18 protein-coding genes are annotated in these 25,566 nt (G+C 64.9%); 10 read left to right on the forward strand and 8 right to left on the reverse strand.

Features of this window, described 5'->3' with window-relative positions; translation table 11 throughout:
* The first annotated feature begins 11 nt into the window (after positions 1–11).
* Entirely contained in the window at positions 12–2,006 is a 1,995-nt protein-coding gene (locus ADBZ9O_RS12410; protein WP_526533108.1) for a YhgE/Pip family protein, read from the forward strand.
* 4 nt (positions 2,007–2,010) lie between these two features.
* On the opposite strand, the gene ADBZ9O_RS12415 is transcribed toward ADBZ9O_RS12410, so the two are convergent.
* A complete protein-coding gene (locus ADBZ9O_RS12415; protein WP_526531584.1) occupies positions 2,011–3,186 on the reverse strand; it encodes an acyl-CoA dehydrogenase family protein in 1,176 nt (391 codons plus the stop codon).
* 74 nt (positions 3,187–3,260) lie between these two features.
* Between ADBZ9O_RS12415 and ADBZ9O_RS12420 the strand changes: the two genes are divergently transcribed.
* The 6 genes from ADBZ9O_RS12420 to ADBZ9O_RS12445 all read left to right on the forward strand — a co-directional run bounded on the left by ADBZ9O_RS12420 (position 3,261) and on the right by ADBZ9O_RS12445 (position 10,762).
* Entirely contained in the window at positions 3,261–4,466 is a 1,206-nt protein-coding gene (locus ADBZ9O_RS12420; RefSeq protein WP_526531586.1) for an NAD(P)/FAD-dependent oxidoreductase, read from the forward strand.
* Between the two features lie 46 nt (positions 4,467–4,512).
* Positions 4,513–4,860, forward strand: coding sequence for a cupin domain-containing protein (locus ADBZ9O_RS12425; protein WP_526531588.1), 348 nt, complete (start codon positions 4,513–4,515; stop codon positions 4,858–4,860).
* A gap of 161 nt (positions 4,861–5,021) precedes the next feature.
* Positions 5,022–6,548, forward strand: coding sequence for a PPE family protein (locus ADBZ9O_RS12430; RefSeq protein ID WP_526531591.1), 1,527 nt, complete (start codon positions 5,022–5,024; stop codon positions 6,546–6,548).
* A gap of 346 nt (positions 6,549–6,894) precedes the next feature.
* A complete protein-coding gene (locus ADBZ9O_RS12435; protein ID WP_526531593.1) occupies positions 6,895–7,320 on the forward strand; it encodes an MmpS family transport accessory protein in 426 nt (141 codons plus the stop codon).
* A complete protein-coding gene (locus ADBZ9O_RS12440) occupies positions 7,317–10,256 on the forward strand; it encodes an MMPL/RND family transporter (RefSeq protein WP_526531595.1) in 2,940 nt (979 codons plus the stop codon). Before ADBZ9O_RS12435 ends, ADBZ9O_RS12440 begins: the two co-directional genes overlap by 4 nt.
* Before the next feature lie 5 nt (positions 10,257–10,261).
* The gene (locus ADBZ9O_RS12445) at positions 10,262–10,762 is read left to right on the forward strand and encodes a MarR family winged helix-turn-helix transcriptional regulator (RefSeq protein WP_526531597.1); all 501 of its coding nucleotides are present in this window, start codon (positions 10,262–10,264) and stop codon (positions 10,760–10,762) included.
* Here ADBZ9O_RS12445 and ADBZ9O_RS12450 read toward each other — a convergent pair.
* From ADBZ9O_RS12450 to ADBZ9O_RS12460, 3 genes are all read right to left on the reverse strand, one after another.
* Positions 10,751–11,404 (reverse strand): nitroreductase, encoded by a 654-nt coding sequence (locus ADBZ9O_RS12450; protein WP_526531599.1) that lies wholly within the window; start codon positions 11,402–11,404, stop codon positions 10,751–10,753. The two genes, ADBZ9O_RS12445 and ADBZ9O_RS12450, sit on opposite strands and share 12 nt — an antisense overlap.
* 15 nt (positions 11,405–11,419) lie before the next feature.
* Positions 11,420–12,352 carry an NADP-dependent oxidoreductase gene (locus ADBZ9O_RS12455; protein ID WP_526533110.1) on the reverse strand — a complete coding sequence of 311 codons (933 nt, stop codon included), beginning with the start codon at positions 12,350–12,352 and terminating at the stop codon, positions 11,420–11,422.
* 171 nt (positions 12,353–12,523) lie between these two features.
* Positions 12,524–13,309: an SDR family NAD(P)-dependent oxidoreductase gene (locus ADBZ9O_RS12460; RefSeq protein WP_526531601.1), complete on the reverse strand. Its 786-nt coding sequence runs from the start codon at positions 13,307–13,309 to the stop codon at positions 12,524–12,526.
* A 117-nt stretch (positions 13,310–13,426) separates the two neighbouring features.
* Here ADBZ9O_RS12460 and ADBZ9O_RS12465 point away from each other — a divergent pair, with 117 nt between their 5' ends.
* From ADBZ9O_RS12465 to ADBZ9O_RS12475, 3 genes are all read left to right on the forward strand, one after another.
* Positions 13,427–16,123 (forward strand): AAA family ATPase, encoded by a 2,697-nt coding sequence (locus ADBZ9O_RS12465; protein ID WP_526531603.1) that lies wholly within the window; start codon positions 13,427–13,429, stop codon positions 16,121–16,123.
* 175 nt (positions 16,124–16,298) lie between these two features.
* Entirely contained in the window at positions 16,299–17,459 is a 1,161-nt protein-coding gene (locus tag ADBZ9O_RS12470) for a sensor histidine kinase (RefSeq protein WP_526531605.1), read from the forward strand.
* A complete protein-coding gene (locus tag ADBZ9O_RS12475) occupies positions 17,456–18,109 on the forward strand; it encodes a response regulator transcription factor (protein ID WP_526531607.1) in 654 nt (217 codons plus the stop codon). The genes ADBZ9O_RS12470 and ADBZ9O_RS12475 overlap by 4 nt, the downstream gene beginning before the upstream one ends.
* On the opposite strand, the gene ADBZ9O_RS12480 is transcribed toward ADBZ9O_RS12475, so the two are convergent.
* From ADBZ9O_RS12480 to ADBZ9O_RS12495, 4 genes are all read right to left on the reverse strand, one after another.
* On the reverse strand, positions 18,094–19,608 hold the full coding sequence (locus tag ADBZ9O_RS12480) for a multicopper oxidase family protein (RefSeq protein WP_526531609.1): 1,515 nt from the start codon (positions 19,606–19,608) through the stop codon (positions 18,094–18,096). The two genes, ADBZ9O_RS12475 and ADBZ9O_RS12480, sit on opposite strands and share 16 nt — an antisense overlap.
* Before the next feature lie 145 nt (positions 19,609–19,753).
* On the reverse strand, positions 19,754–23,125 hold the full coding sequence (locus tag ADBZ9O_RS12485) for an ATP-binding protein (RefSeq protein WP_526531611.1): 3,372 nt from the start codon (positions 23,123–23,125) through the stop codon (positions 19,754–19,756).
* Positions 23,115–23,831 (reverse strand): DUF4194 domain-containing protein, encoded by a 717-nt coding sequence (locus tag ADBZ9O_RS12490; protein ID WP_526531613.1) that lies wholly within the window; start codon positions 23,829–23,831, stop codon positions 23,115–23,117. Before ADBZ9O_RS12490 ends, ADBZ9O_RS12485 begins: the two co-directional genes overlap by 11 nt.
* Positions 23,828–25,312: a DUF3375 family protein gene (locus tag ADBZ9O_RS12495; RefSeq protein WP_526531615.1), complete on the reverse strand. Its 1,485-nt coding sequence runs from the start codon at positions 25,310–25,312 to the stop codon at positions 23,828–23,830. The genes ADBZ9O_RS12490 and ADBZ9O_RS12495 overlap by 4 nt, the downstream gene beginning before the upstream one ends.
* Between the last annotated feature and the right edge of the window lie 254 nt (positions 25,313–25,566).

Raw genomic sequence — 25,566 nt, forward strand, 5'->3', positions numbered from 1 at the left:
TGCTTGCCGGAATGTCCTTGGGCACCGATCTCAAGAAGTACTCCCGTGGCGTGTTACCGCGGATCGCCCTGGTAACCATCATCTTGATGCCGCTGCTCTACGGAGCCATGTACCTGTGGGCGTTCTGGAATCCGTTCGCCGAGGTCAACAAGGTGCCCGTGGCGCTGGTCAACGAGGACACCGGCGCCGTCGCCGACGGTAAGCCCTTACGCGCAGGAGACGAGGTCGCCGAGGCCCTGCTGAAATCGGGGCAACTGGACTTGCATCAGGTGTCTGCTGCGGACGCGGCTGCCGGTGTCGCGAGCGGCAAGTACTACTTCTCCATCACGTTGCCCGCCGAATTCAGCGCTGATATCGCCTCACCGTCCGGCGGCCAACCCAAGCAGGCGCCGCTGCGGTTCACGTTCAACGATGCCAACAACTATCTCGGCTCGATCATCGGGCAGAACGCGGCCAGGGAGGTGCTCAGCGAGGTCAATGCCAAGATCGGTGAACAAACCGTCGGAACCGTACTGACCGGTTTGACCGATGCCGGTGCCGGATTGGTCAAGGCCGCCGACGGTGCCGATCAGCTGGCCACCGGACTCACCACGGCCAACACCGGAGCGCATCAGCTGGCCACCGGGGCAAACACATTGGCCACCAGCATGGCGGTCGCGCGCGATGGCAGCGCGAAACTTGCCGCGGGAACGCGGCAACTGTCGACGTCCATCGACAAGGCCACCGACCCACTGCTGCACGTGCTGGATCGGGTCGGCAATCTCAATCTCGATCCGAACGAGGTCGGGATGGCGGCGCAGCGTCTCAGCGGTGCGGTGCGCTCGACCACCGACCGGATCGCGGCGCTGAACATCGACCAGCAACAAGCGGCGGCCATCGTCGACCAGGCGGTGAACCTGTTGCGCGCCAACCCAGATCCCAGTGTGCGCGACCTGGGCGACTTTCTCGGCGGTGCGCAGAACCTGCTCAATGCACAAGGGATAAACCCGGCCACCGACGAGGGGCTGGTGAAGCTGCGCGATAGCGCCGCTTCGCTCGAGACCGAGCTGGGTGATCCCAACAGCCAGTTGCGCACCTTCTTGACCTCCGCGCTCAACGGTGGGCTACGGGCGGATGTCGTCAAACTGCGCAGCGGCGTCGACGAGCTCAACTCAGGTGCGCAGCGGTTGTCGTCGGGGCTGGTGGCGCTCACCGACGGCAGCCGCCAATTAGCCGGCGGAGCAACCAAACTCGCCGACGGGACCCAGCAGCTGCAGGCTGGGAGCCAGGAACTTGCGGGCAAGCTACGTGAGGGGTCCACTCAAGTACCGTCCTGGACGCCTACCCAGCGCACCGAGGTGGCGCGCACGCTGGCTGCGCCCGTGGCACTGGATTTGGTGTCGCATAATCAGGCCGCCACCTTCGGTACCGGATTCGCACCGTTCTTCCTGCCGTTGGCGCTGTTCATCGGCGCACTCATCATCTGGATGTTGTTGACGCCGTTGCAATCCCGGCCCATCATCAACGGGCTCGGTGCGCTGCGGGTGGTACTGGCATCCTATTGGCCCGCACTCCTGGTCGCCGTGTGTCAGGTCGTGGTGATGTACGCCGTCGTGCACTTCGGCGTCGGTTTGCACGCCAAATACCCGATCGCGACGGTGGCGTTCCTGCTGCTGGTCGCCGGGTGTTTCCTGGCGCTGATTCAGGCGTTCAACGCGGTGCTCGGCGTCGCTGTCGGCCGGGTGGCGACCCTGGCGTTCCTGATGTTCCAGCTGGTCTCTGCGGGTGGGATCTATCCGGTGGAGACCACCGCCAAGCCGTTCCAGATCATCCATCCCTTCGACCCGATGACGTACGCCGTCAACGGTTTACGTCAGCTCACCGTCGGCGGTATCGATTCGCGGCTGTGGATCTCGATCGCGGTGCTGACCGGGGTGCTGACGGCGGCATTGGCGGCTTCGGCCTGGGCGGCGCGAAGAAACCGGCAGTACACCCCGGCGCGGCTGCACCCGCCGATCGAGGTCTAAACGGCTAACGGGTGCCGAGCAGCGCCTGCGGGCCGCGGTTCATCAACTGGCGGGCCACGATGATCCGCTGAATCTCGCTGGCGCCTTCCCAGATACGCTCCACCCGCAATTCACGGAACATCCGCTCGGCGACGTTCTCGCGCATATAACCCCGGCCACCGAACACCTGCACGGCGCGGTCGGCGATCCGCCCGGCCGTTTCCGAGCAGTACAGCTTCGCCATCGAGGCCTGACCGTGCAGGGTCTTGCGATCGAGACCCGCGTCGATTCCACGGGCCACTTCGTACAACATCGCGCGGGCGGCGAACAGCTCGGTGGCGCTGTCGGCCAGCATGCCCGCGATCAGCTGATAGTCGCCGAGGGGCTTGCCGTCGATGATCCTGGTCTGCGCGAACGCGGTCATCTCGTCGACCAGTCGTTGGGATGCACCGACGCAACGGGCGGCGACCATCTGACGTTCAAACCGGAACCAGTCCTGGGTAAACGTCATGCCCTCACCCTCGGCTCCCACCAGGTGCGAGACCGGTATCCGGACGTCGGTGAAGGACACGATGGGATGCTCGTCGGCGATGTGGTGCGAATAATGCGGTGTGCGAACAACTTCCACTCCCGGCCAGGGCAGATCAACGACCAGCAGCACGTGGTCACCAGCGTGCGGACCGTTCTCCAGGACCGCCTGCACGAAGCAATACTCGGCCAGGTTGTAGGAGGTGACATGCCATTTGACCCCGTTGACCACGTAGTCGTCGCCGTCTCGGCGAGCGCTGGTGCGCAGGTCGGAAACGTCCGAACCCGCGAATTCCTCGGTGATCGCATACGCCTCGTGCTTTTCGCCGCGCACCGCAGGTAGCAGCCAGCGTTCGCGCTGATAGTCGGTGGCCACGTCGACCCACCACTGCGGGGGAGTATGTGCCACCCAGGCAAGTCCGTTGGTGACGCTACCGACCTGCTCCTGCACCAGAACTTGTTGCAGCGCTGTGCATCCCGGACCACCGACGGACACGGGCATATTGGTGGCGAACAGGCCGAGCTCGATGGCGCGGGCCTGATGTTCGGCCGTCAGCTCTTTGGGCAGCACCCCGCCTGCCAGCTCGGCGTCGACTTCGTAGGGCATCAACGATTCGGCGAACTCTCGCGCCGTGTTGCGGATCCGCACATCCTCGTCCGACAGACCGTACATCCGGCTGCACCCGCCCTCTCGAAGTCCCAAAGACCACTTGACTGAGCGTTCAGTCTATGTCAGCGTTTCGTAGTATGACCAGCTCCCAAACCGCTGAAGTTGTCGTGGTGGGTGGTGGAACGGTCGGTGGGTGGACGGCCGTGCTGCTCGCCCAAGCCGGAATCAACCCGAAGAAAATAGTTTTACTTGAGGCGCAGACCCTCGGCGAGGGTGCCAGCAGTCGGGCGGCGGGCATGGTCCGCGCGCAGGGCGGCACCGAGACCGCGATCCGCCTGGGGATGCGGGCGCAGGAGTTTTATCGCGCCAGCGGCGACCGATTCCCGCTGGACTGCGGATTCCGGGCCCAGGGATACCTGATGCCGTGCTTTAGTCAGTTCGAGGTCGACCAGGCGCATGCGCGGATCGCGCTACAGAAATCTCTCGGGCTGGACGTGGAATGGCTCTCGGCCGCCGATGTCGACAACCGCGTGACAGGGATGGCGCCCGGCGTCACCATGGGCGCCTCGAATGCCGACGGTGACGGCTATATCGATGCGCCACGCAACGTGCTTGCCTACACCGCGGCGCTGGCCGCCGTCGGCGTCGATGTGCGGGAACGGTGCGCGTTCACCGGTCTGCGTACCTCGGGCGGGCGGGTGATCGGCGTTGACACCTCCGATGGACCGATCGACACCGACCACGTCGTGCTCACCGGAGGTCCGCAGCTCGGCGAGGTGGGAGCCTTGGCCGGCGGCCGGATCCATGCCGGAGGCACCCGCCATCAGGTGGTGGTGACTGCGCCAGTGCCGTCCCAGAATGTCTATGACCTACCGATGGTGTTCGACGTCGTCTCGGGAATCTACTGGCGGCCAGGGGAATCCGGCGGTCTTCTGTGGGGGATGAGCAATCCCGATGAGGCGCCGGGCGTGGCAGGGGAGTTCGACTGGATCTACTACCAGAAGGCCCGGGACCGGATGGAGGAGCTGTACCCGGCCATCGCCGGCCTCGGTCTGCGCCGCACCTGGGCCGCGACCATCGACTACACGCCGGACCACCTCCCGATCCTCGGCCCGCTGCTGGGTGACGACGGACCCGTCGCGGGCACCGTGGTGGCTAGTGCGGCCGGGCACGGAATGATGTGGGGCCCAGCGGTATCGGAGGTGGCCGCCGATCTGACCACCACCGGTCAGTGCGACTGGCTCGACCTCACCGATTTGGGTCTGGACCGTTTCGACGCGCAGGGACGTAGCCGGGTGGCGCCGGAGCCGATCTCCTTGCCGTTCCCGGAAAGCGTTGCCTGAGAACCTTTTAGCCCGCTGACGAACAACACCAACAGAAAGAACTCCAATGACACAAGCTGTGATCACCCCGATTCTCGCCGGCGCCGTCGATGCCGAACTCGAAGATTGGGGCCCGCTGGATGAAGCCACCGGTGATCCGATGGCTACCCACGGCGTCGAGATCTGGGTCGATGGCGAGTCCTCCGCGGGCATCTGGCAGTGCGCGCCAGGTCCGTCGCATTGGACCCTGGAGACCAACGAGGTCATCTACCTGGTGGCCGGCCGGATGACGGTGACCCCGGATGGGGGAGAGCCCGCCGAGATCGGTGTCGGCGACGTCGCAGTGTTTCCCGTGGGCTGGACCGGAACGTGGGACATCCACGAGACGGTGCGCAAGGTGTACTCAATCTTCTGAGCCGGGCTGTCGACCGCTCGACAGTTAGGTTATCCAATGCTAACTTCGTCCAGTTAACGCTGGTGGAATTAGCGAAGGAGACGCGGGACGGCTGGTGCAGCGTTCTGGATACACGATATGGCCATCGGGACAACCAACCCCCGCGTAGACCGTGACGTGCAATGACCGCGCCGGTCTGGTTCGCCGCGCCGCCTGAAGTGCACTCGGCCCTGCTCAGTAGCGGTCCCGGCCCGGGGGCGCTACTGGCATCGGCCGGTGCGTGGCAAGCGCTCAGTGCCCAATATGCCAGTGCAGCAACCGAACTCATCGCCATCTTGGGCACAGCGCAGGGTGCGTGGGAAGGCCCCAGCGCGACGCAATACGCGGCGGCGCACGCACCGTATCTGACGTGGCTGACGCAGGCCGGCGTCGACAGCGCCGGCATTGCCGCGGCGCAGGAGAGCGCCGCCGCGTCGTACTCGGCGGCGCTGGCGACGATGCCGACGCTGGCTGAACTGGCAGCCAATCACGTCGTGCACGGTGTGCTGCTCGGCACGAATTTTTTCGGAATCAACACCATCCCCATCGCGGTCAACGAGGCCGATTACGCCCGGATGTGGGTCCAGGCGGCCACCGTGATGAGTACCTATCAGGCGATCTCGGCACTCGCCCTGGCGTCCGCGCCGCGGCTCACCCCGGCGCCGGTTGTGCTCATCCCCGGTGTGGGCGAGGCGGGTGCAGCGTCGGCCACGGCGACGGGAACGACCGCACAGCTCCGGGCCGCCGACGCTGGTACGGCGCTGGCGGCTGCCGATCCGATCGAGGAATGGCTCTCGGGGTCCCAGCACTTCCTCAGCATGTACAAGGCCCTCAAAGGGTTGATCACTGACCCGATCGGCACGATTGTCCAGATCATCGCGGACTTCGCAGCGAACCCGGCCGCGGCGGCGGTCACGTGGCTGCCGCTGTTCTACGTATTCGCCTACGCGGCTACCTTCGCCCTGATGGGCTCGCCGATCTATGCCGCGATTGCCGGTGGGGCGGCGGGAATAGCCCTGCCGCTCGTCCTCGGCATCGCCGGACTGGCCCAGATGGCTGAGGCCCCGGCCGCCGCCGTCGACGCGGAGATCGCCCCGCCTGCCGAGCAGGCCAAAGTGTGGCCGGTCGCCGGCATGGCCCCGACCCCCGTCAGTCCTGGCGTCGCCGCGCCGGCGCCGGCGCCCGCCCCCGCACCCGCTCCTGCGGCACCGAGCCCGGCGCCGCTGCCGGCAACCGGTGCTGAAGGTCTCGGCTATGCGGTACGCGGTGACTTTCCTCCCGGTTTCTCCCCGACGCTGCGGACGTCTGCGGTGGCCGTCGCGCCGGATTCGGCTGCCGCGGCGGCAGTGGCCGCGGCGGTGGCCTCCAGTCGGGCGCAGGCCAGGGCTCGTCGCCGCCGCACGTCTACCGCGAAGGACCGCGGATACCGCGACGAGTTCATGACCCTGGATGAGCAGGCTCCTGGCCCGCCTCGCGATGGCGAACCGGCGACAGTGACGGCATCACGTACCGGTGCCGGCACCCTCGGATTCGCCGGTGCCGCAACTACATCAACGACTGCGGCGACGGGGCTGACGACATTGGCCGGGGATTCTTTCGGCAACGGGCCGACCGTTCCGATGGTGCCGGGGTCGTGGGGCGCCGAGAGCACCGCCGAGCACAAGGACTAAATAGGCGCTGCGGACGCTCTGGCCACCGTCTTGTTTCGCCGCGCTTTCGCCACCGTTGTTTCGCTGTAACGCACGCGTCGCCATGGTGCCTCGGCCGTGGTCCCGAGGTGCGTCGCAATAGCCCGTGAGGTAACGCCGTTACCGTCCAACTTTGGAATGTTGCCGACGTCTTGCTATAGACAGGCTAATTAGATAGTTTAACTCAGCTGGACAGCTGTCCAGCTGTGGGGAAACTGGCGTTGGCGGGTGCACTTCTTGGTGCTCGCTGACGGCCTGCGGCTCCGCGGATCGTGACCTACCCGGTCACTGAGCGCCGAAAGGTCAATGAGCGAATGGCATCTCGGCGATGAACCTGTTGAAGCGGGCCTGGATTCCGGTGCTCATTCTGGTGGTCGTGGTCATCGGTGTTTTCACCGTCTTGAGAATCAAGACGTTTTTCGGTGCTCCTGATCCAGCGAGTCAGTCCAGTAAGCCCGCCGAGGACACCAAACCGTTCAACCCCAAGGTCGTCAAATACGAGATCTGGGGCAATGGCAGCTACGCCGATATCAACTATTTGGATCTCGATGCGCAGCCGCAGCGGATCGACGGTGCAGCCCTGCCTTTCACATTGACGTTGAGCACCACCGATCCCTCGGTGTTTCCGAATATCGTCGCCCAGGGTGACAGCACCGATATCACCTGCCGCATCACTGTCGACGATGAGGTCAAGGATGAACGGGCGTCCTCCGGTGTCACCGCCCAGACCTTCTGCTTGGTGAAATCCGCATGAGCGCGACGGAGAACGACGCCAGGACTGATGCCATCCCGACCAGGGATGTGCAGGGTGCGGACAAAGTCGAGCACCACGACAGGCGGCGGGAATCACCCGGCGGGATCGCCCTGTGGATCCGTCGGCTCGCGGTCCCGGTCATCCTGGTCTGGATCTTCATCATCGCGGTTCTCAACGCCGTGGTTCCGCAGCTGGAAGTGGTCGGACAGCTGCGCTCGGTGGCGCTGAGTCCGTTGGATGCGCCGTCGATGGTGGCGATGAAGGAGGTCGGGCACGTCTTCAACGAGTTCACCTCCACGAGCTCGGTGATGGTCGTGCTCGAAGGCGACCAGCCCCTCGGTGATGCGGCCCATGCCTACTACGACGGGCTCGTCGCGAAACTGGAAGCGGACACCAAGCACGTCGAGAACGTGCAGGACTTCTGGGGCGACACGCTGACCGCATCCGGCGCGCAGAGCCCGGACGGGAAAGCGTCCTACGTCCAGGTCCATCTGGCCGGCAATCAGGGCGAGGCCCTGGCCAACGATTCCGTCGGCGCTGTGCAGGACATCGTCAAAAACAGCCAGCCGCCACCGGGGCTGAAGGTCTTCGTCACCGGTCCCGCAGCGATCTCAGCCGATCAGCACATCGCCGCCGACAAGGCCGTCAAGATCATCACCGGGCTGACGTTCACGGTGATCATCGTGATGATGCTGCTGGTCTACCGGTCGATCGTCACGGTCCTGGTCGTGCTGGTCATGGTGGTGCTCGAATTGGCCGCGGCGAGAGGCACAGTGGCATTCCTGGGCTTCCACAACATCATCGGGCTCTCGACGTTCGCGACCAACCTTCTGGTGACGCTGTCCATTGCCGCGGCGACGGATTACGCCATCTTTCTCATCGGCCGGTATCAGGAAGCTCGCGGGGCAGGCGAGGACAAGGAAACCGCCTATTACACGATGTTCCACGGCACGGCCCACGTCGTCCTCGGCTCCGGTCTGACCATCGCCGGCGCCACCTTCTGCCTGCACTTCACCAACCTGCCGTACTTTCAGACTCTTGGTATCCCGTTGGCCATCGGCATGGTCATCGTGGTGTTCGCGGCGCTCACGCTGGGGCCGGCCGTCATCACGGTGGCCAGTCGCTTCGGGCTGTTAGAGCCCAAACGCGCAATCCGGGTGCGGGGCTGGCGCAAGGTCGGTGCCGCCGTGGTGCGTTGGCCGGCGCCGATCCTCATTGGGACGATCGCACTGGCCCTGGTCGGTCTGCTCACGCTGCCGGGCTATCGGACCAATTACAACGACCGGAACTATTTGCCGAAGGATCTGCCCGCGCAGCTGGGATATCAAGCCGCCGACCGGCATTTCTCGCCGGCCCGGATGAATCCTGAACTGTTGTTGATCGAATCCGATCACGATCTGCGGAACTCGGCAGACTTCCTGGTGATCGACAAGATTGCCAAGGCCATCTTCCGGGTGCCGGGAATCTCTCGCGTACAGGCGATTACACGACCGCAGGGCACCCCGATCGAGCACACGTCGATTCCGTTCCAGATCAGCATGCAAAGCACGATGCAGAAGATGAACGAGAAGTACAACCAGGACATGACGGCCAATATGCTCAAACAGGCCGACGATATGCAGACCACCATCAACACGATGACCAAAATGCAGAGCATCACCGAGCAGATGGCGGCCACCATGCACGTCATGGTGGCGCAGATGAAGAACATGACCGTCGATATCCAGCAACTGCGCGATAACATCGCCAACTTCGACGATTTCCTGCGGCCGCTGCGCAACTATTTGTATTGGGAGCCGCACTGTTTCGACATCCCGGTCTGCTACTCGATCCGCTCGGTGTTCGACACCCTTGACGGTATCGACACCATGACCGATGACATCCAGGCGTTGATGCCGCAGATGGAAAAGCTCGACATCCTGATGCCGCAAATGGTGGCGCTGATGCCGTCGATGATCGCGACGATGAAAAGCATGAAGACCATGATGCTGACGATGTATGCCACGCAGAAGGGTTCACAGGATCAGCAGACGGCCGGCTCGGAGAACGCCACCGCGATGGGCCAGGCTTTCGACGCGTCGAAGAACGATGATTCGTTCTATCTGCCACCGGAAACGTTCAACAACCCCGATTTCAAACGCGGTATCAAACAGTTCATCTCGCCGGACGGCAAGGCGGTCCGCTTCATCATCAGCCATGACGGTGATCCGATGACGCCCGAGGGCATCAAGCATATCGACGCCATCAAGCAGGCCGCCAAGGAATCGATCAAGGGCACGCCGCTGGAAGGATCGAAGATCTTCCTCGGCGGCACCGCTGCCACCTTCAAAGACATGCAGGAAGGCTCGAACTACGACCTGTTGATCGCCGGAATCGCCTCGCTCTGTTTGATTTTCATCATCATGTTGATCATCACGCGGGCCGTTGTCGCCGCTGCCGTCATCGTCGGGACGGTGGTGTTATCCCTGGGCGCATCGTTCGGCCTGTCGGTGCTGATCTGGCAGCACATCATCGGGATCGAGCTGCACTGGATGGTGCTGGCGATGTCGGTGATCATCCTGCTGGCCGTGGGAGCTGACTACAACCTGCTACTGGTATCTCGCTTCAAGGAGGAGATCCATGCGGGGTTGAACACCGGGATCATCCGGTCCATGGGTGGCACTGGTTCCGTCGTGACGGCGGCCGGCCTGGTCTTCGCCTTCACCATGAGCTCGATGGCGGTCAGTCCGCTGACGGTGATGGCTCAGGTGGGTACCACCATCGGACTCGGGCTGTTGTTCGACACCCTGGTGGTCCGGTCGTTCATGACGCCGTCCATTGCGGCGTTGATGGGTAAATGGTTCTGGTGGCCGCAGCGGGTCCGGCAGCGCCCGGTTCCCGAACCATGGCCGACTGTTCCTCCCAAAGAGGAAGCGCAGGAAGCTCTTAGCTCATGAGCGGCGTGACTGAGACTGCGACCGACGAACCGGAGACTGCGACCGAACCCCAAGCCGCGACCTTGGACGCGGAACTGCACCAGGTCTTGGTGAAGCTCTCGTTGTTCCTGCGTCGCGGGCAGTCGCATTACCTCAAGACCGGCGGCGGCTTGACAATGGCCCAGTTGTCCATCCTGCTTACGCTATTCGACCAGGGCCCGATGCGACTGGCGAGTTTGGCCGCGCATGAAAGGCTGCGCGCCCCCACCATCACGGTGGCAATACGCAGACTGGAAAAGCTGGGTCTGGTCCAAAGGTCTTCTGACCCAGCGGATCAGCGTGCTGTCCTGATCGAGGTCACGCCGCTGGGGTTGAGAAATCATCAACAATCACTGTCTGATCGACTGGCGGTGCTGACCACGGCGCTGACTGATCTCAGCGACGACGAACTGGCAGCCATTGCGGCGGCGGTGGGACCCCTGGAACGTCTCGCGGGACTCACCGACACGTCGCCGTCAACTGTCTAGGTATCGGATGTTGTCTCCGAGCGGATTGCGCGGGACTGCAAGGTCATTGGCTGGAAAGTCGGGGTCCGGGTACCCGATTGCGATGCCGCACAGCACGCGCATATCCTGGCCGATACCGAGCTGTTCGCGCACCGTATCCGGGTAGCCGGCAATCGATACCTGGACGCAGCTGTCGAGGCCGCGGGCAGTCAGCCCGAGCAGGAATGTCTGCAGAAACATCCCGACGCCAAGGCTGTCGACAAAATCCAGATCGCGGTGCATACAGACGACACAGGCCATCGGGGCCCGGAAGAACTCCCAGTTGCGGCGCACGGCCACCCGCCTGGCCTCCGCGTCGTGCCGGGGAATGCCCATGGATCCGTACACCAGGGAGCCGAGGTCTCGCCGGAACCGAGCGAACTCCTCCGGCAGCGGAGGAACCTGCGGGGGTCCGGCGTCGGCCTCTTCCAACAGCGCCTCGACCAGGCGGTCGCGGGCCGGCCCGGAGGCGATCACCACTTGCCACGGTTGAATATTCGAATTGGAGGGGGCCTGGATGGCGAGCTGGAGGGCGTCAGACACCAACTCCCTGGGTACCGGCTTGTCCCGGAGAAACAGCCGCGTCGAGTGTCGTTGCGAGACTGTCTCTTCGAAGTCGAACATCGCAAGGCTCCTTGCCTAGTCGCGGACGATCAGGACGGTCTTACCGGGCCGCCGGTGCGGCAGCCTGCCGCTTTCGAATGCCGCTCTGCCGTCGGTCAACGCGAAGGTGCCGGCGATGGCGATATGCAGTCGGTCGTTGTCGATGAGATACGCAAGGTGTGCCAGCTGGGACGTGTTGGGCGTGACGATGAAGAACACCGCTTCGACCTCGAAGGCGTCGGCTTTGCCGACCGGGGGAGGGGCAGACAACGTGACCAGTCGACCACCGGGCCTCAGGACGGCGAAGGAACGTTCCAACGTCTCACCTCCGACGGTATCGATGACGACGTCGAACTCGCGATCGGCAGTATCGAAAGCCTCGGTCCGGGAGTCGATCACCCCACCGGCGCCGAGCGCGATGACCTGGTCGTGGGCATCGCTGCGCACCGTGGCGGTGACCTCGGCGCCGAGGCCGCTGGCAAGTTCGACGGCCAACGCACCGACTCCGCCCGCGCCGCCGTGGACCAGCACCCGATCACCCTCGTGTACCTCGGCGTGGTCGACGAGCGCCTGCCAGGCGGTCAGTCCGGCCAGCGGTAGTGCGGCCGAGACGATATGCGAGACCGACCTCGGTCGGGGTGCGAGGTCGGCGGCGGGCACGGTGACGTACTCAGCCGCCGCCCCGTCGCGATCGAACTGGATCAATCCGTAGACTTCGTCGCCGACCGACAGTTCCGTGACGTCGGGACCAACCGTGGCCACGACGCCGGAAACTTCATGGGACGGGATGATCGGCGTCCGGTCGAGGCCGTTGCGGGTCCAAGTTTCCGGCCAGGTCAACTCATCGAAGGTGATGGCCGCCGCGTGCACGGCGACCAGCACTTCTCCGTCGGCGGGCACGGGAACCGGCACCCGCTCGATGATGAGCTCCTCGGGGCCGCCGCGGCGATGGGCACGTAGAGCAATCATCTCACTCATCGTCGTGCTCATCCGTCGTAGCCGTGCTCGGAGAACAACTCCAGCCAGGGCTGCCGTGCACTGGAGTGGATCCACAGTCCGTGGATGAAGATGACGGGGTTCGCTTTGCTGGCGGTCACGTTAGTTCCCTTCGGGCGGTGAATGATCCGGCGGAGCGAAGTGTCAGAGGGTGGTGACGTAACCGCCGTCGATGCGGACGTCAGATCCGGTGGTATTCGCAGAGCGACTGCTGGCGAGGAAGACAGTAAGGTCCGCCACCTCTTGCGGCGTGGTGAATCGGCCGGTGGGTGCACCGGCGGACACCGCAGCCACCACATCGTCTGGACTGGCTCCGCTGGCGTTGGCGAACTTCGCGGCCACCCCGTCCTCGGCTAGCCACAGGTCGGTTGAGACTGGGCCCGGGCTGATCGTGTTGACGCGGATTCCTTTCGAGCCGAATTCCTTCGACAGGCTCTTGGTGTAGTTGGCCAGCGCGGCTTTGGTGGCGCTGTAGTCGACGAGATTCCATTCCGGCAGCGTCGCGTTGACCGAGCCGATCATCACGACCGCTCCGCCTCCGCGGGTCAGCATCTGCGGGATGGCTTCGCGGGTGGTGCGCACCGCCGAGAGGAAGTTCAGCGATAGTGCTGCGTCCCACTCCTCATCGGTGACCGACAGGATGCCGTCAAATCGCGTGGCGACCGCGCCGGCATTGTTGACCAGGATGTCGGCGCCGCCGCGCTCGGCGGCTGCGGCCATCAGCGTGCGCGGGCCCTCGGAGGTGGCCAGGTCCACGGCAATGAACGTCGCCGATCCGGCGGCTTCCAATGCCTGCAATTCGGGGGAGTTGCGCCGGGCGCCTGCGATGACGAAGGCCCCTTCGGCGGCGAATTCCTGGCTTACCGCCAGACCGATACCCTTGCTGGCCCCGGTGACGACGACGATCTTGTTGGTGAGGTTCATGTCCATGCCTCATACCTTGCCGCAGGTTGGCGGACCGAACATCAGTCAAATGACTTCATCGGCTGCGGTGTCGATGACTGCGTCTTGCCTGCCGAGGTACGCAATGTGCAGTAGAACAATGATGTGCGAGCGGGACTCGGTCTGGTCGGCCGCGAGAATGAGCTGGTCGAGCTGGATCTGTTTCTCAGCGCGGCGGGTTCCGGGGCGGTGGCGATTCGTGGTGACGCCGGCGTGGGCAAGACTGCCTTGGTCAGTGAGCTGTCTGCGCGGGCGACTGGGTCGGGGTGGCGGGTGCTGCGCGCCGTCGGTGTCGAGGCCGAGAAACCGTTCACACTCGGGGGCCTCAACCAGATGGTGTTCGGGCTGCGCGATCAGTTGGCAGGGCTCGACGCGCACGACCGGGACGCGCTGGCCCCGGTATTCGGTGCCGATCCTGTTCTCCCGCCATCGCCGATGACCCTGGCGTTGGCGGTGCTGGATGTGCTTTCCGCGGCGGCGCGCAGTCAGCGGATCCTGTTGGTCGTGGACGACGTGCACTGGCTCGACGAGCTGAGTGCAACGGTGCTGAGCGTCGCAGGGCGGCGTGTCGCTGAGCCGAATGTGCGCATCCTGGCGTCCTACCGCCCCCACGCCGGTGCCGAGTTCTCCACCGCTGGCTGGGCGGAGTTGACGCTCGGTCCGTTAGATGAGGTCGGCGCAGCGCAGCTGGTCGACCGGATGGCATTGCCGCTGAGCGCAGCGACCCGCCGCGCGATCCTCGATGCCGCAGCGGGTAATCCGCTTGCGCTGGAAGAGTTGCCGCGCAACGCCGATCAGATCGCGGCGTGGACATCGGCGCTGCCGCTGACCGACCGTCTGGTGACCGTATTCGGCGGCCGGTTGCGGCAACTCGACGAGCGGGTGCGCACCGAGCTCCTGCGGGCCGCCCTCGACGGTGCCCGGGCGAACTCGTCGGCCGAATCCAGGTCGCGCTACGTGATGGTCGATGTGCAGGCGGCCATCGACCAGGATCTTCTCATGGTGGACCCGTTGGGCGACATCATCTTTCGGCACCCGCTGGTTCGGGCCGCGGTGATTCATCAGGCCGGCCCCGCCGAGCGCCGCGCCGCACACGCCCACCTCGCCGGCTTCTACGGTGACGTGCTGGTGCGCCGCGCCGCTCACCTGAGCGAAGCCGCGATTGTCCCGGATCAGTCGGTGGCAGATCTGCTCGACGACGCCGCCCGGCTGTCGATCCGTCGCGGCGGTGCGGCCACCGCCGTTGACTGGCTGCGGCGGGCGGCCGAGCTCTCGACGGATCCGGCGCGGCGCTCGGCCCTGCGAGCCGAGGCCGCTTTCGTTGCGGCACAGTCGAGTCGATTCGACGACGCCGAAGCGCTGGTCGACGCCCAGGACGGGACCGATTCCGTGGCAGGGGTCCTCACCGGTGCCTACCTGTCGCTCTACCGCGACGGCGACGTGGTGGGCACGCATCGGCGCCTCCTTGCGGTATGTCGCACCATCGACACCGTCGATGACGTGATCGCATCGCGGTTGGTCAAGCTTCTTCTCGCCATCACCCAGTACGCGGCCGATCCGCAGCTGTGGCAGCAGACCGATGAAGTCGTCGATCACGTCGAAGGCCGGGTCGATGCCATGGCGGTGCTCTACCTCGATGCGTGGGGTGATCTCGGACGGCGGGGCCACACCGTGCGGAGTCGACTTGCCCACTACCGGGACACGTTGGCGACTCTCGAACCATGGGAGGTGATGCGCTTGGGTGTCACCGCCTACTACGTCGACGGTCTTGGTGACTTCCGCGGCACTCTCACCCGGTTGTTCGACCGCGAACGTGACCGCGGCGCGGTGACCAATGCGATGACCATGCTGCACCTGCTGGTGTTGGACCAGGTCGCCTCCGGTCGGTGGGCACAGGCGCGGGAGTCGGCAGCGCTCGGTATCGAGCTGACTTCGATGCACCACAATGAGCTGTTCCGCTGCCAGTTCGTCGCCTACGACGGGTTACGCGCCGCCAGCGCAGGCGATATCGCGACGGCCCGGCGGTGTGCTGCCGAGGTGATCGCGTGGGCCGGGCCCCGTCGGCTGGGGCTCCTTGTTGGTTTTGCGCACCGTATCGCGGTGCTGACCGCGCTCGCCGAGGCTGACTATGACGCGGCGTACGCGGCTGCGGTGCGGCTCGGACCGCCAGGGCAGTTTCCGCCATACGCGCAGCAGGCGGTCGACAGCGTGCTCGACCTGGTCGAGGCGGCCACCCACTCCGGCCACCTTGCGGAGGCGCGCGCGCATGCCGCGGCAGCGGTGGCGTTGCACCTCGGCGACATCTCACCGCGGATGGGGATGCTCACCTGTGCGGCACAGGCGTTGACCGCCGATGATGCGCGGGCCGGCGCACTGTATGAGTCTGCCTTGCAGAATCCGGCGGCACCGGAGTTTCCCTTCGAGCAGAACAGAATTCGACTCGCCTACGGGATGTGGTTACGGCGTCAACGTCGCCACACCGATGCGCGGGAAGTGCTCGCATTGGCGGCGGACGCCTTCGACGCCCTGCCCGCACACCCTTGGGCGCAGCGCGCCCGAACCGAATTGCGCGCCGCCGGCGCCGGCGTCAAACGATCGGGTGCCGATACCGTCGCGCTCAGTGCGCAGGAACGCACGATCGCCGAACTTGCCGCTGCGGGTCAGTCCAACAAACAGATCGCCGCGCAGCTCTACCTGTCACCGCGCACGGTCGGTGCGCACCTGTATCGCATCTTTCCCAAGCTGGGGGTCACCAGTCGCGCAGCGCTTGGTGAAGCCTTGCGTGCATTGGCCGGTGACTGAGCTGCGCAGTGGTCAGCGCCTGCCGCTCGACTGTGAATATGGCGACGCAAAAGTGCTTGTTGGCGTCGCCATTTTCACGCTCGGCGAGGCGAGCGCGGAAAATACCCAGGTACATATCGATGGTAGCCAACCGGTCACCTATCCTCGGGTGAGCAACTGCCGATACCGTGGGTGGGTGCGCCCCGTCCTGATTCTTCGAATGGCACCGCTGGTGCTGGTGCCGGTGATGTTGGCGGCGAGCACCTTTCCCGGCGAGTTCCACGTCTCGCCCGCTTACTGGGCGGTGTCCTGTTGCGCGGCGGTCGTATTCGCGTGCGGGCATCGGTGGCCGGTCGTCGCGTCGCTCATCCTGTCGGTCCTGGCGGTGCCGTTGTTCGCCGCCGAGGCGTGGGGGTTGTCGGGTCTGGTTCCGTACCTGGGCGCGGTGGCGGTCGCCGATGTGGCCGCGCGCAGCGACCGCGATGATGTGATCGGCGCAGTGGCGGCCTGCTGGTCGGCGGCGCTCCTGGTGGGCAATTGGCTCGACGCGCATACGTCGCTGTGGAATGCCGTCAACGCCGTGACCATCGTGGCCGGCGTCGGCGTTCCAGTGCTGCTCGGTGTGTATCTTCGGGGGCAGACACGCTTGGCTGCCGCCTACCGCGACCGCGCTGTGGAAGCCGAGTTGCGCAGGGCAGCAACTGAATCTGCGGTACGTTCGGAGGAGCGGGCAGCGATGGCGCGGGAGTTGCATGACCTCGTTGCGCACCACATGGCGTCGATCGTGCTCCGCATCGGTGTTGCCGAGCACGTACTCGACGGGGTGGATCCGCAGGTGGCCGAGGTTTTCGACGATGTCCACCGCACCTCTGCCGATGCGCTTGCCGACATCCGGCGACTACAGACAGCACTGCGCGATCCGGCGTTGAGAGATGTTGCCCTCATTGAGCACGATGCGGTCTGGACCGAGATCGATGCGGCGGTCGAGCGGACCCGCGCCGCTGGCTTCACCGTGATGGCGCACATTGCCCGCGATATCGTCGGATTGGACGCGCTGGCGCGGCTCACCGTTTTGCGCGTGACGCAGGAGGCGCTGACCAACGTGATGAAGCATGCCCTCACGTCAACTCCGGTCGAACTGACGATCCGTCCAGAGGGCAACGGGGTGACAGTGCGTGTAGAGAGCGCGAACGCGCACGAGGTCGCATCGAGTACCAAGGGGCACGGCATCATCGGGATGCAAGAGCGGCTGGACCTCATCGGCGGCCGACTCGATATCGTTCAGAGTCAATGCGATTGGGTGATCGACGCATGGTTACCGCAAAGCGCAGCCACGGTGGCGGAAGTACGGCGATGACCGGAATCCGCGTGCTGATCGTCGACGATCAACGATTGGTGCGGGCTGGTCTGCGGATGCTGTGCGCGTCCACCGCCGACCTCGACGTGGTCGGAGAGTCCGCAGATGGAGCGCAGGCGGTCCGAGCGGCCGCTGAGCTGGCCCCAGATGTCATCCTGATGGATCTGCGGATGCCCGGGCTGGGCGGTATCGATGCCACCCGGCTCGTGATGTCTGCCCGACCGGAGTCAAAAGTATTGGTGCTGACGACCTTCGACGATGATGAACATTTATACCCGGCTCTCGCGGCCGGCGCCGCGGGGTTTCTGGTCAAGGACAGCAGCCCGGCGGATCTACTTGACGCCATTCGTCGGACGGCAAACGGAGACTTCGCATTGTCACCGCAGGTGTTACGGCGGGTGGTCGACCGGGCCGCCCAATCTCAAACTGCCCAGGCTGCCGGGCAGGTGGTCGCAGATCCCGTGTCGCTTTCTGCGCGTGAGTTGCAGTTGCTGCCCTTGGTCGTCGAAGGGCTGTCCAACCAGGAGATCGCCGATCAGTTGCATCTCGGCGTCACCACCGTGAAGACACACATCGCGAACCTGATGACCAAAACCGGTTCAGAGAACCGGGTTCGGCTAGCCGTCTACGGGTATCAGCGCATGGCGTGACCGGCCATGTCCATCGTCATCTGGGCGGGTTCCTGGCCGGGCTCGAGCACCAGGAACTGGCCCATCATGCCCTGATCCTCGTGCAACGCGAGGTGGCAGTGGTACATATAGGGGTAGGTCGGGTCGGTGTAGTCGGTGAACCGGATGGCAAGCCGAATCTGTTGTCCCGGAGGGGCATACACCGTGTCCTTGTAGCCGGCGAGTTCCGGAGGAGGCGGAGAACCGTCGATGTCGAGGATACGAAACTGGGCGTCGTGCACGTGAAAGTTGTGCGGCCAGTTGTCGACATTGCGGACTGTCCAGATCTCGGTCGCGTCGGCAGTGGTGCTGAAGTCGATGCGATTCATGTCCATGCGGTTGTGGTTGATCATGAACCACTGCAGGTCGAACGACCGCTGCACCGCCGTGCTGGAGATGTCGGGTGTCGGCAGATCGGCCAGCGTGGCGGGCAGAGGAGCACTCGATTGCAGCGACGGCTCGGGGCGCAGCTCGAGAATCTGAAAGGTGTTCTCGACGCCGAATCGGGCAGCCTCAGAAGGGTGCAGGCCGGCGCCGTTCTCGATGGGAAAGGCCTGCAACGAGATCGGTGGCCCAGATTGCACGCCGACGACGATCTCGACGCGTTCACCTGGGCTCAGCTGAATCCGACGCAGTGTTGCGGGCGTGGACAGTAGGCCGCCGTCGCTGCCGACGACCTGGAATTCGCGGTTGTCGCTGAAGCCCAGGCTGTACAGCCGGCCGCCCGAGCCGTTGAGGATCCGCAGGCGGGTGCGTTCGGATTTCACCCGAAGATATGTTCCCGCAATGCCATTGGTGACAATGGTATCCCCGAGCAGACCGATCTTCGTCGAGTCGGATTCGTCCAGAGCGCCTGATGCGGTGAACCGTCGGTCCTGAATGATCAGCGGAATATCGTCGACGCCGTAGGTGTGCGGCAATTCTGCGGGCTGCTCGCCATCGTCGACGATGAACAGGCCGGCCAGGCCGCGGTAGATGTGCTTCTCGGTTTCGCCATGCGGATGCGGGTGATACCAGAGGGTGGCCGCGGGCTGACGCACGGTCCAGGTCGGCTTCCAACGGCCGCCCGATGGGACGGTCTGGTGCGGGCCGCCGTCACATCGCGCAGGCAGATGCATGCCATGCCAGTGCACGGTGGTCTCTACCGGCAGAGCGTTCTCGAACTGCACAGCGACGGTCTCCCCGTTACGGGCGCGCAAGGTCGGTCCGAGGATCGATCCGTTATAACCCCAGGTGGGCGTGTCGGTCCCGGCGAGCATCTGCGTCGTTCCGGCCGCTGCCCGCAGCGTGAACACCCGCGTTCCGTTCGGTTCGACAGTCGAGTCGGCAAGTGGCGGGATGGGCAGCGGGCGGAGGTCGTGGTCGCGTGCTGCCGCGTTGCTGAGGTTCGAGTGGGGCTTCGAGCAGGACAGTGACAACGCGATCGGGCTCACCGCCAGGCCGAGCAGGAAGTGTCGTCGAGCCAAAACTGCGGGTAGCACGCTTCCTCCGAAGGGTTGTGGTCGACCAACTGACCCTTCAAGTCTTCGGTGCCGCGCGGCACCGCGAATCGGCCCGCAGGCCGACGAAACCCAGCGTGAAGTCCTCCCGCGGGACCTTGTGCCGCGCGATCTGGCGTGGTAGAGGTCAGACCGTCGCCGGCACCCGCGCCGAGGCGGCGGATTTCGTCATCGCCTGCCGCAACGCGGTGAAGTCCGAGATGGTCTTCGACGCCACGGTGGCCACCGGTCGTTTATCGCGACCGGTGGCTTCCTTCTTCGACACCATCACCACACTGTCGATATAGGGCTGGATGGTGGTGGCGTTCTGGACGGTGGCGACGATGACCAGCTGAAAGCCGAACTTACGGAACGCCTGCAGCGCTTGCTGGGCGAACTGTGGGTCGGACTTGGAGAACGCCTCGTCCAGCATCAGCTGAGCGAAAACCGGCTTGTTATCCACACTTTCGGGACTGGCAAGGTTGAAGCTCAGCGCACCGGCCAGGCAGAAGGCCATCAGCTTCTCCTGCTCGCCACCGGAGTTGTCACCGGCGTTGCTGTGGGTGCGGATCAGCTCTTCGCTGCTGACATCCCATTCGGCGCAGTCGAAGGTGAACCTGTTGCGGACGTCGAGCGCATCACGCGTCCAGGCTTTGTCTTCGGGAGCGGTGGACGCCATCCGGTTGCGTAGCCGAAGGATGTCCGCGTATTGATCCAGGATCGCCTGCTTGTCACCGAGCCCGACTTCGGCGATCCGCCGGGAGATGGCCTTGACGATGTCGGTGAGTTCGGCCACCGCGGTCAGGCTGCGTGGGGTGGCGCGCAGCGTCAGCCTGGTGCCGCGGTTGAACTCGACGGACCCCAGACCGGTGTTGACCCGCGCGATCTGCTCGGTGATCCGCCGGGTTTCCTGCTCGGCGACCCGGTGCAGGGTGAGGATGGCGTCGGGCGCCTGCTCGGTGACCAGGCGCATCATCCGCTCGTAGGCCTCGGGCAATTCCCGCTCGTCGATATGTCGACACAACGCCACGTAGTCATGCACGCGCTCATCGAAGACATCGCTGTTGTTCGGGATCGCGTCGGGGAACGCCGTATCGAAGGTGTTGAGGATGCGGGCGAGTTCGTCGTAGGAACGCCTGCGGCTTTCGCGCAGCTGCTCGCGCTCCCGGCGGATCGCGTTGAACACGGCCTCCCGGTGGGGTTCCGGGTTGAGTAGTTCCAGGGTCACCGGCACGTCACTGGCGTAACGGTTCAGTAGCTCGGTCAGTGGCTCGGAGACGAACGTCGGGGCGAGGCGTTCCTGGAGTTCCAACAGTCGGGTCCGTCGACCATCGAGGTCATCGCGACGGGTCGCAATGGCACCCCGGCGGGTCATCAGGGTCTGGATCTCATCCCAGCACTGTTCGGCGCGCGCGTTGAGGGCCTCGATATCGGGATGGTCGGCCAGTAGGAGTTCGTACTGTTCGCGCAACCGGTCCGCGTGACCGTCGGCGCTGTCGGTGTCGATCTGATTCCACTGTGGAAACTGCTCGCAGATGGCCTTGCATGCGGCAGCCCGGTCCCGGGCCTGCTGACGTTCTGTGGCGATATCGTCGGCGGCGCGTCGGGCCTGCAGATAGGTTTCCTCGGCATTGGCGAGGTCGACGGTCAGCGCGTCGATCTTCGCCGCCACGTCCCCCTGGAAGAGATAGTCCGACTGCCGCAACGGCCGCCGGTCGTCCTTGATGGCGAGGCGATCGGAGTCTTTGTACAGGCCGGTATCGGTCACTGCCCGACGGAACCTGTCGAACACATCGGGAGTGTCGACGCAGATGTGGTCACCTGCGGCGGAGATGACGTCGGCGGCCTCGGCGGCACAGGTATGCGCCGGATCGACCACGAAGAGCTTGCCTGCCAACGTGTTCGGCTCGGCTTCCACCGGGTTCGCTCCGACGAAGGAGGCGCGGACATGGTGCAGCTGAAGCCGGCCATTCATGTTCGTCTCGTTGACGAAGCGCAGCACCGCCGCATAGTGGCTGTCAGGCACCAACAGCCGCAGACCCACCCCGCGCAGCACTTTCTCGACGGCCACGCGCCAGCGGCTCTGCTCGGGCCGCAGGTCCATCAGTTCGGCGATATAGGGCAGCTCGCGAGGGTCGACACCGACTGCGGCGCAGATATGTTCGCGCATGGTGATCGCGAACTCAGGTAGCGCCGAGCCGACGTGCTCGACGCGCTTGAGCTCCTTGGCGGCGTCGTCGCGGGCGATCCGGGCGGATTTCTGGGCATACTCGGCGTCGGTGGACGCCTCACGGCTCCGGTCGAGCTTGGCCAGTAGTTCGGTGGCGGTGGTGGTCAGTTCTTCGCGCAGGTTCCAGAACTGGTCGGCGGTGGTCGGGATGTCGAGGTTTTGCGCGTTGATCAGCGATTCGTAGGCGGCGCGGCGGCGCGACACCTCCTCGGCTTGTGCCTCGGCGCCCGCCACCTGCGATTGCAACGGCCCGAGGTTCGCACTCTGCCCGCTGATCTGTGCGTTGAGCGAATCTCCTTCGGCCTTAGCGAGATTCAGTGAGCGGGTGACGTCCTCGTACTCGTTGCCGAGTTGGTCGATGGTGGCGTCCATCGAATCGATCTGGGCCGGGCACTGCGCCAGCCGGACGTGGTCGGTATAGGCCCGGACCATCGGTTGATCCACCAGATCGATGATGCCCAGGTCGGAGGACTCGGAGCCGTAACGCTGCTGGATTATCTCGATATCGCCGAGGATCTTGCGCTTGCGCTGCGCGACGGCCAGCAGTTCGCGGGCGTCGACCAACGGATCGATCTGCCGCAGCGCGTCGGGCAACCGCGTCAGGCTGCTCGGCTCGTCGAGCATGAACTCGCGGACGAACTGCTCCAGTCCGCCAACACTTTTCAGTGATTTTGCTTTGCCGAGCAGCTGCTGGGCGGCGTCGGACGCGCGGATACCGATGGTCGCGTAGAGCTGCGCGAGATACTGCGACTCCACCTTGGTGGAGAACCGCCAATCGTCCTTGAACACGCCCGAATCGAAGCGGCCGGCCGCCCAACGGTTGCAGATGTCCTCGATATCACGGTCGCCATCGGCCAGGACGAACCTGCTCGACGAGTCCGAACGGGATTCGCCCGTAAGCCATTTGAGTACCAGGCCGGTGATGGTGCGACCGGTGTTGCTGGTGTAGGTGACGGCGACCGCGGACCATGCGGTGCCCCCGCCCCGCAGGTACATCACCTTGCTTGCGCCTGCGTCGCTGCGTTGGCCCCAGGCGCCGCGGACGTACTTGTCGACGGTGCGACGACCCGCGTTGGAGCCGGCGGCCGAGTTGTCGCCGGAGGCGTTGAAGTTGCGGCGGTTGAACGGGAGGAAGCCGAGCGAGATCGCATCCAGCAGTGACGATTTACCGCTGCCGGAGGCGCCGGCAATGAGTGCGCCACCCTCGCTGAACGGGATGGAGTGATACCCGTCGAACACGCCCCAGTTGATCACCTGCAGGCGAGACAGGTGGAATTGCTCAGTCGTCAAGTGCTTCATCCCCTTCGGCAGGCAGAGCCGGGGTGCCCCCGTTGAGCAGTAGCTCGAACTGCTGCTGCAATTCAGTGATCACCGAGGCCGTCATGATCGCGGTGATCACCGGGCTGACGGTGTAGCTGTCGTCGTCATCGCGGGTCTTGCGCAAGATCTCCAGACCGGTGAGTCGGGCGATGGCCGCGTCGATGCGCGCGGTGAACGTCACGACGTCGCGGTCGGTGTCGTTGAGCACACCGGCGAACAGGCCGTGCACCTCGTCGCGGCTGATCAGGATCGCCTGGTCGCCGGAGGCACGCATCATCTGGGCCAGGTGCAGCGCGAGAATCGAATCGTAGGTGCCCAGCGGCTCGCGACGTAAAAGCTTGACGCCCCTTGCTGATTCGTAGCGGGCCTGCTCGACGAACGCGACCCCTTCGCCGGGCAGGGTGGTGTCGACGATGCGCAGCAGCAGGTCCAGCTCAGAAAGTCGCACGCTCAGCTGTGCGCGGTATTCCAGCACCCAGGTGTACAGGTCGCGGTCGGATTCCGCGCTGATGTAGCGCCGCGTGAGCAACTGCTGCAGCGCCCAGCAGGCGCGGTCGGGCAGTTCGCTGACATCTCCGTCGAAGCGGGGCCGGCGTTGGTGTGGAGCCCGTCCGGTTTGGTCGACCTGGGGCAGGGAGGAAAAGTCCGTGATGTCCAGATCAGTGGGTTGCTTCACACGCTGGCTCCTAACAGGCTGGAGATCGGCTCGGTGAACATCAGGTGCGGGACCTCCATCTCACGGTCACGTCCGTCCAGGGACTGGAACCGGACAGTGACCGACTCTGGGGGTGCGTCCGTGGTGCCGGCGGGGGCGGGTTGTTTCAGCGCCCACGACCACAGCACGATGACGTGGCCCAGATATGCCGAATCCAGCAGCGACACCGCATCAGGCAGTGACAGCGGGCCCGCGCTGATCGCGGTGTTGATCAGGTCGGACATCGCGGGCGCATCGACCTGGGTGGTCAACGCCGAGAAACTGGACAGGTCGACCTCGCTGCCTGCGGCATGCGCAGGTTGTGGATTGGACAGGTCACCGATGCGGAAACTCAGGGCACCGACCGAGCTGATGGCGTGCCGGGCCAGGGGGAGTTCGAGGTCGATACGTGAGTCGGTCAGCGACGCCTTCAGCAGTGCGCGTGCGGCGCCGATCGCTTCATTGAGCTGGCGGGCCACCCCTCGGCTCTGTTCGAGCGTGCCGAACGCGGTGAACCGTTTGACGCGCTGGGCGCAGCGCTGCTGAATGCGTTCCACCTCGTCGATCTGGTGGCCGACGAGTTCGAAGAACCCGGCCATCACTTTGCGCAGCGCCGGGTCCAGTGCAGGCAGAGCCTCGGCGACGGCCGCGACGTCGGCCTCGAACTCGGCGCGTTGGTCGGGGTCGTTGATCATTCGCAGGAAGGCGCGATGCGAGTCGCGACCCTGCGAGTCCCACGCGGCCTGATAGTCGGCGTACATCTGGCGCTGGCGGTCGCGGTACTCGAGGTTGGTGTCGATCGGTTCGTCCAGTGCGGCGGTGGCCTGCTCGATCATCGTGCCGTATTGACCGATATCGGTGATCAGCCGTTCCATCTGCAAGGCGATGGCGCGGGCCTCATCGTAGGAGTCGGTCAGATCGGGCTCGGCTCGGGAGATGTCTTCGGTGCCGCGATCGAGTGCATCGAGCGCGGCGTGCAGTGCCGCGATCTCAGCTTCGATACCGGCCCGGACCCGGTCGGGGTCGTTGCCGACGCGGATGGCGACCTGCTTGAGTCGCGAGGCGATGCCGTTGATGGAGCCGCCGGTGGCGATGGTGTCCTGTCGGCGCATCCCGCGCAGGAAGTCCAGTGCCCGGCGCGCCTCCTGAGTGAGGTAACAGAGGTTGCGTTCGATGCCGGTGCGCTGGTCGGCGACGCGGTGCAGCCAGCCCTGGCTCGCCCACGATTTGATCAGCGCCAGCCCGGACTGCTCGGAACCTGGGAGGTCGAGCACGTCGAGGTCTCGTTCCAGTCGCACCACCAGATCGGTCTCGCCGATCACGCCGCCGCTGAGATGGCGTTCCATCAGCGTGGCGTAAACGCCCAGGTTGAGCGTGGCCAGAAGGCGGATCGTGGGGGAACCCTGGATATCGCGATTGAGGTCGAGGAGCTCAGCAGCCGATATCGCGGATGCATCGTCCACTGGTACTCACCGTCCCTCCGGTCTCCATCGCGGCACATGGCTGTGTCGTACACCGACGGTCCAAGATAGGGCACCGCGGGGACATCGAGATCCCGTGACAGGCGGGCCGGGAGCACGTATTGGGTCGGCTCTGCCACAGGAGTCTCAGCAGTCGCGTCCGCCCCACCAGCGATGTCTCTTACTGCTAGCAGGTACTCACAGTTAGTTGCCAGCGTCGATGTTCCAGCACGGCATCCACGGGATTCTCTATGGGA

The organism is Mycobacterium sp. (assembly GCF_965229105.1).
Taxonomy (GTDB): Bacteria; Actinomycetota; Actinomycetes; order Mycobacteriales; family Mycobacteriaceae; genus Mycobacterium.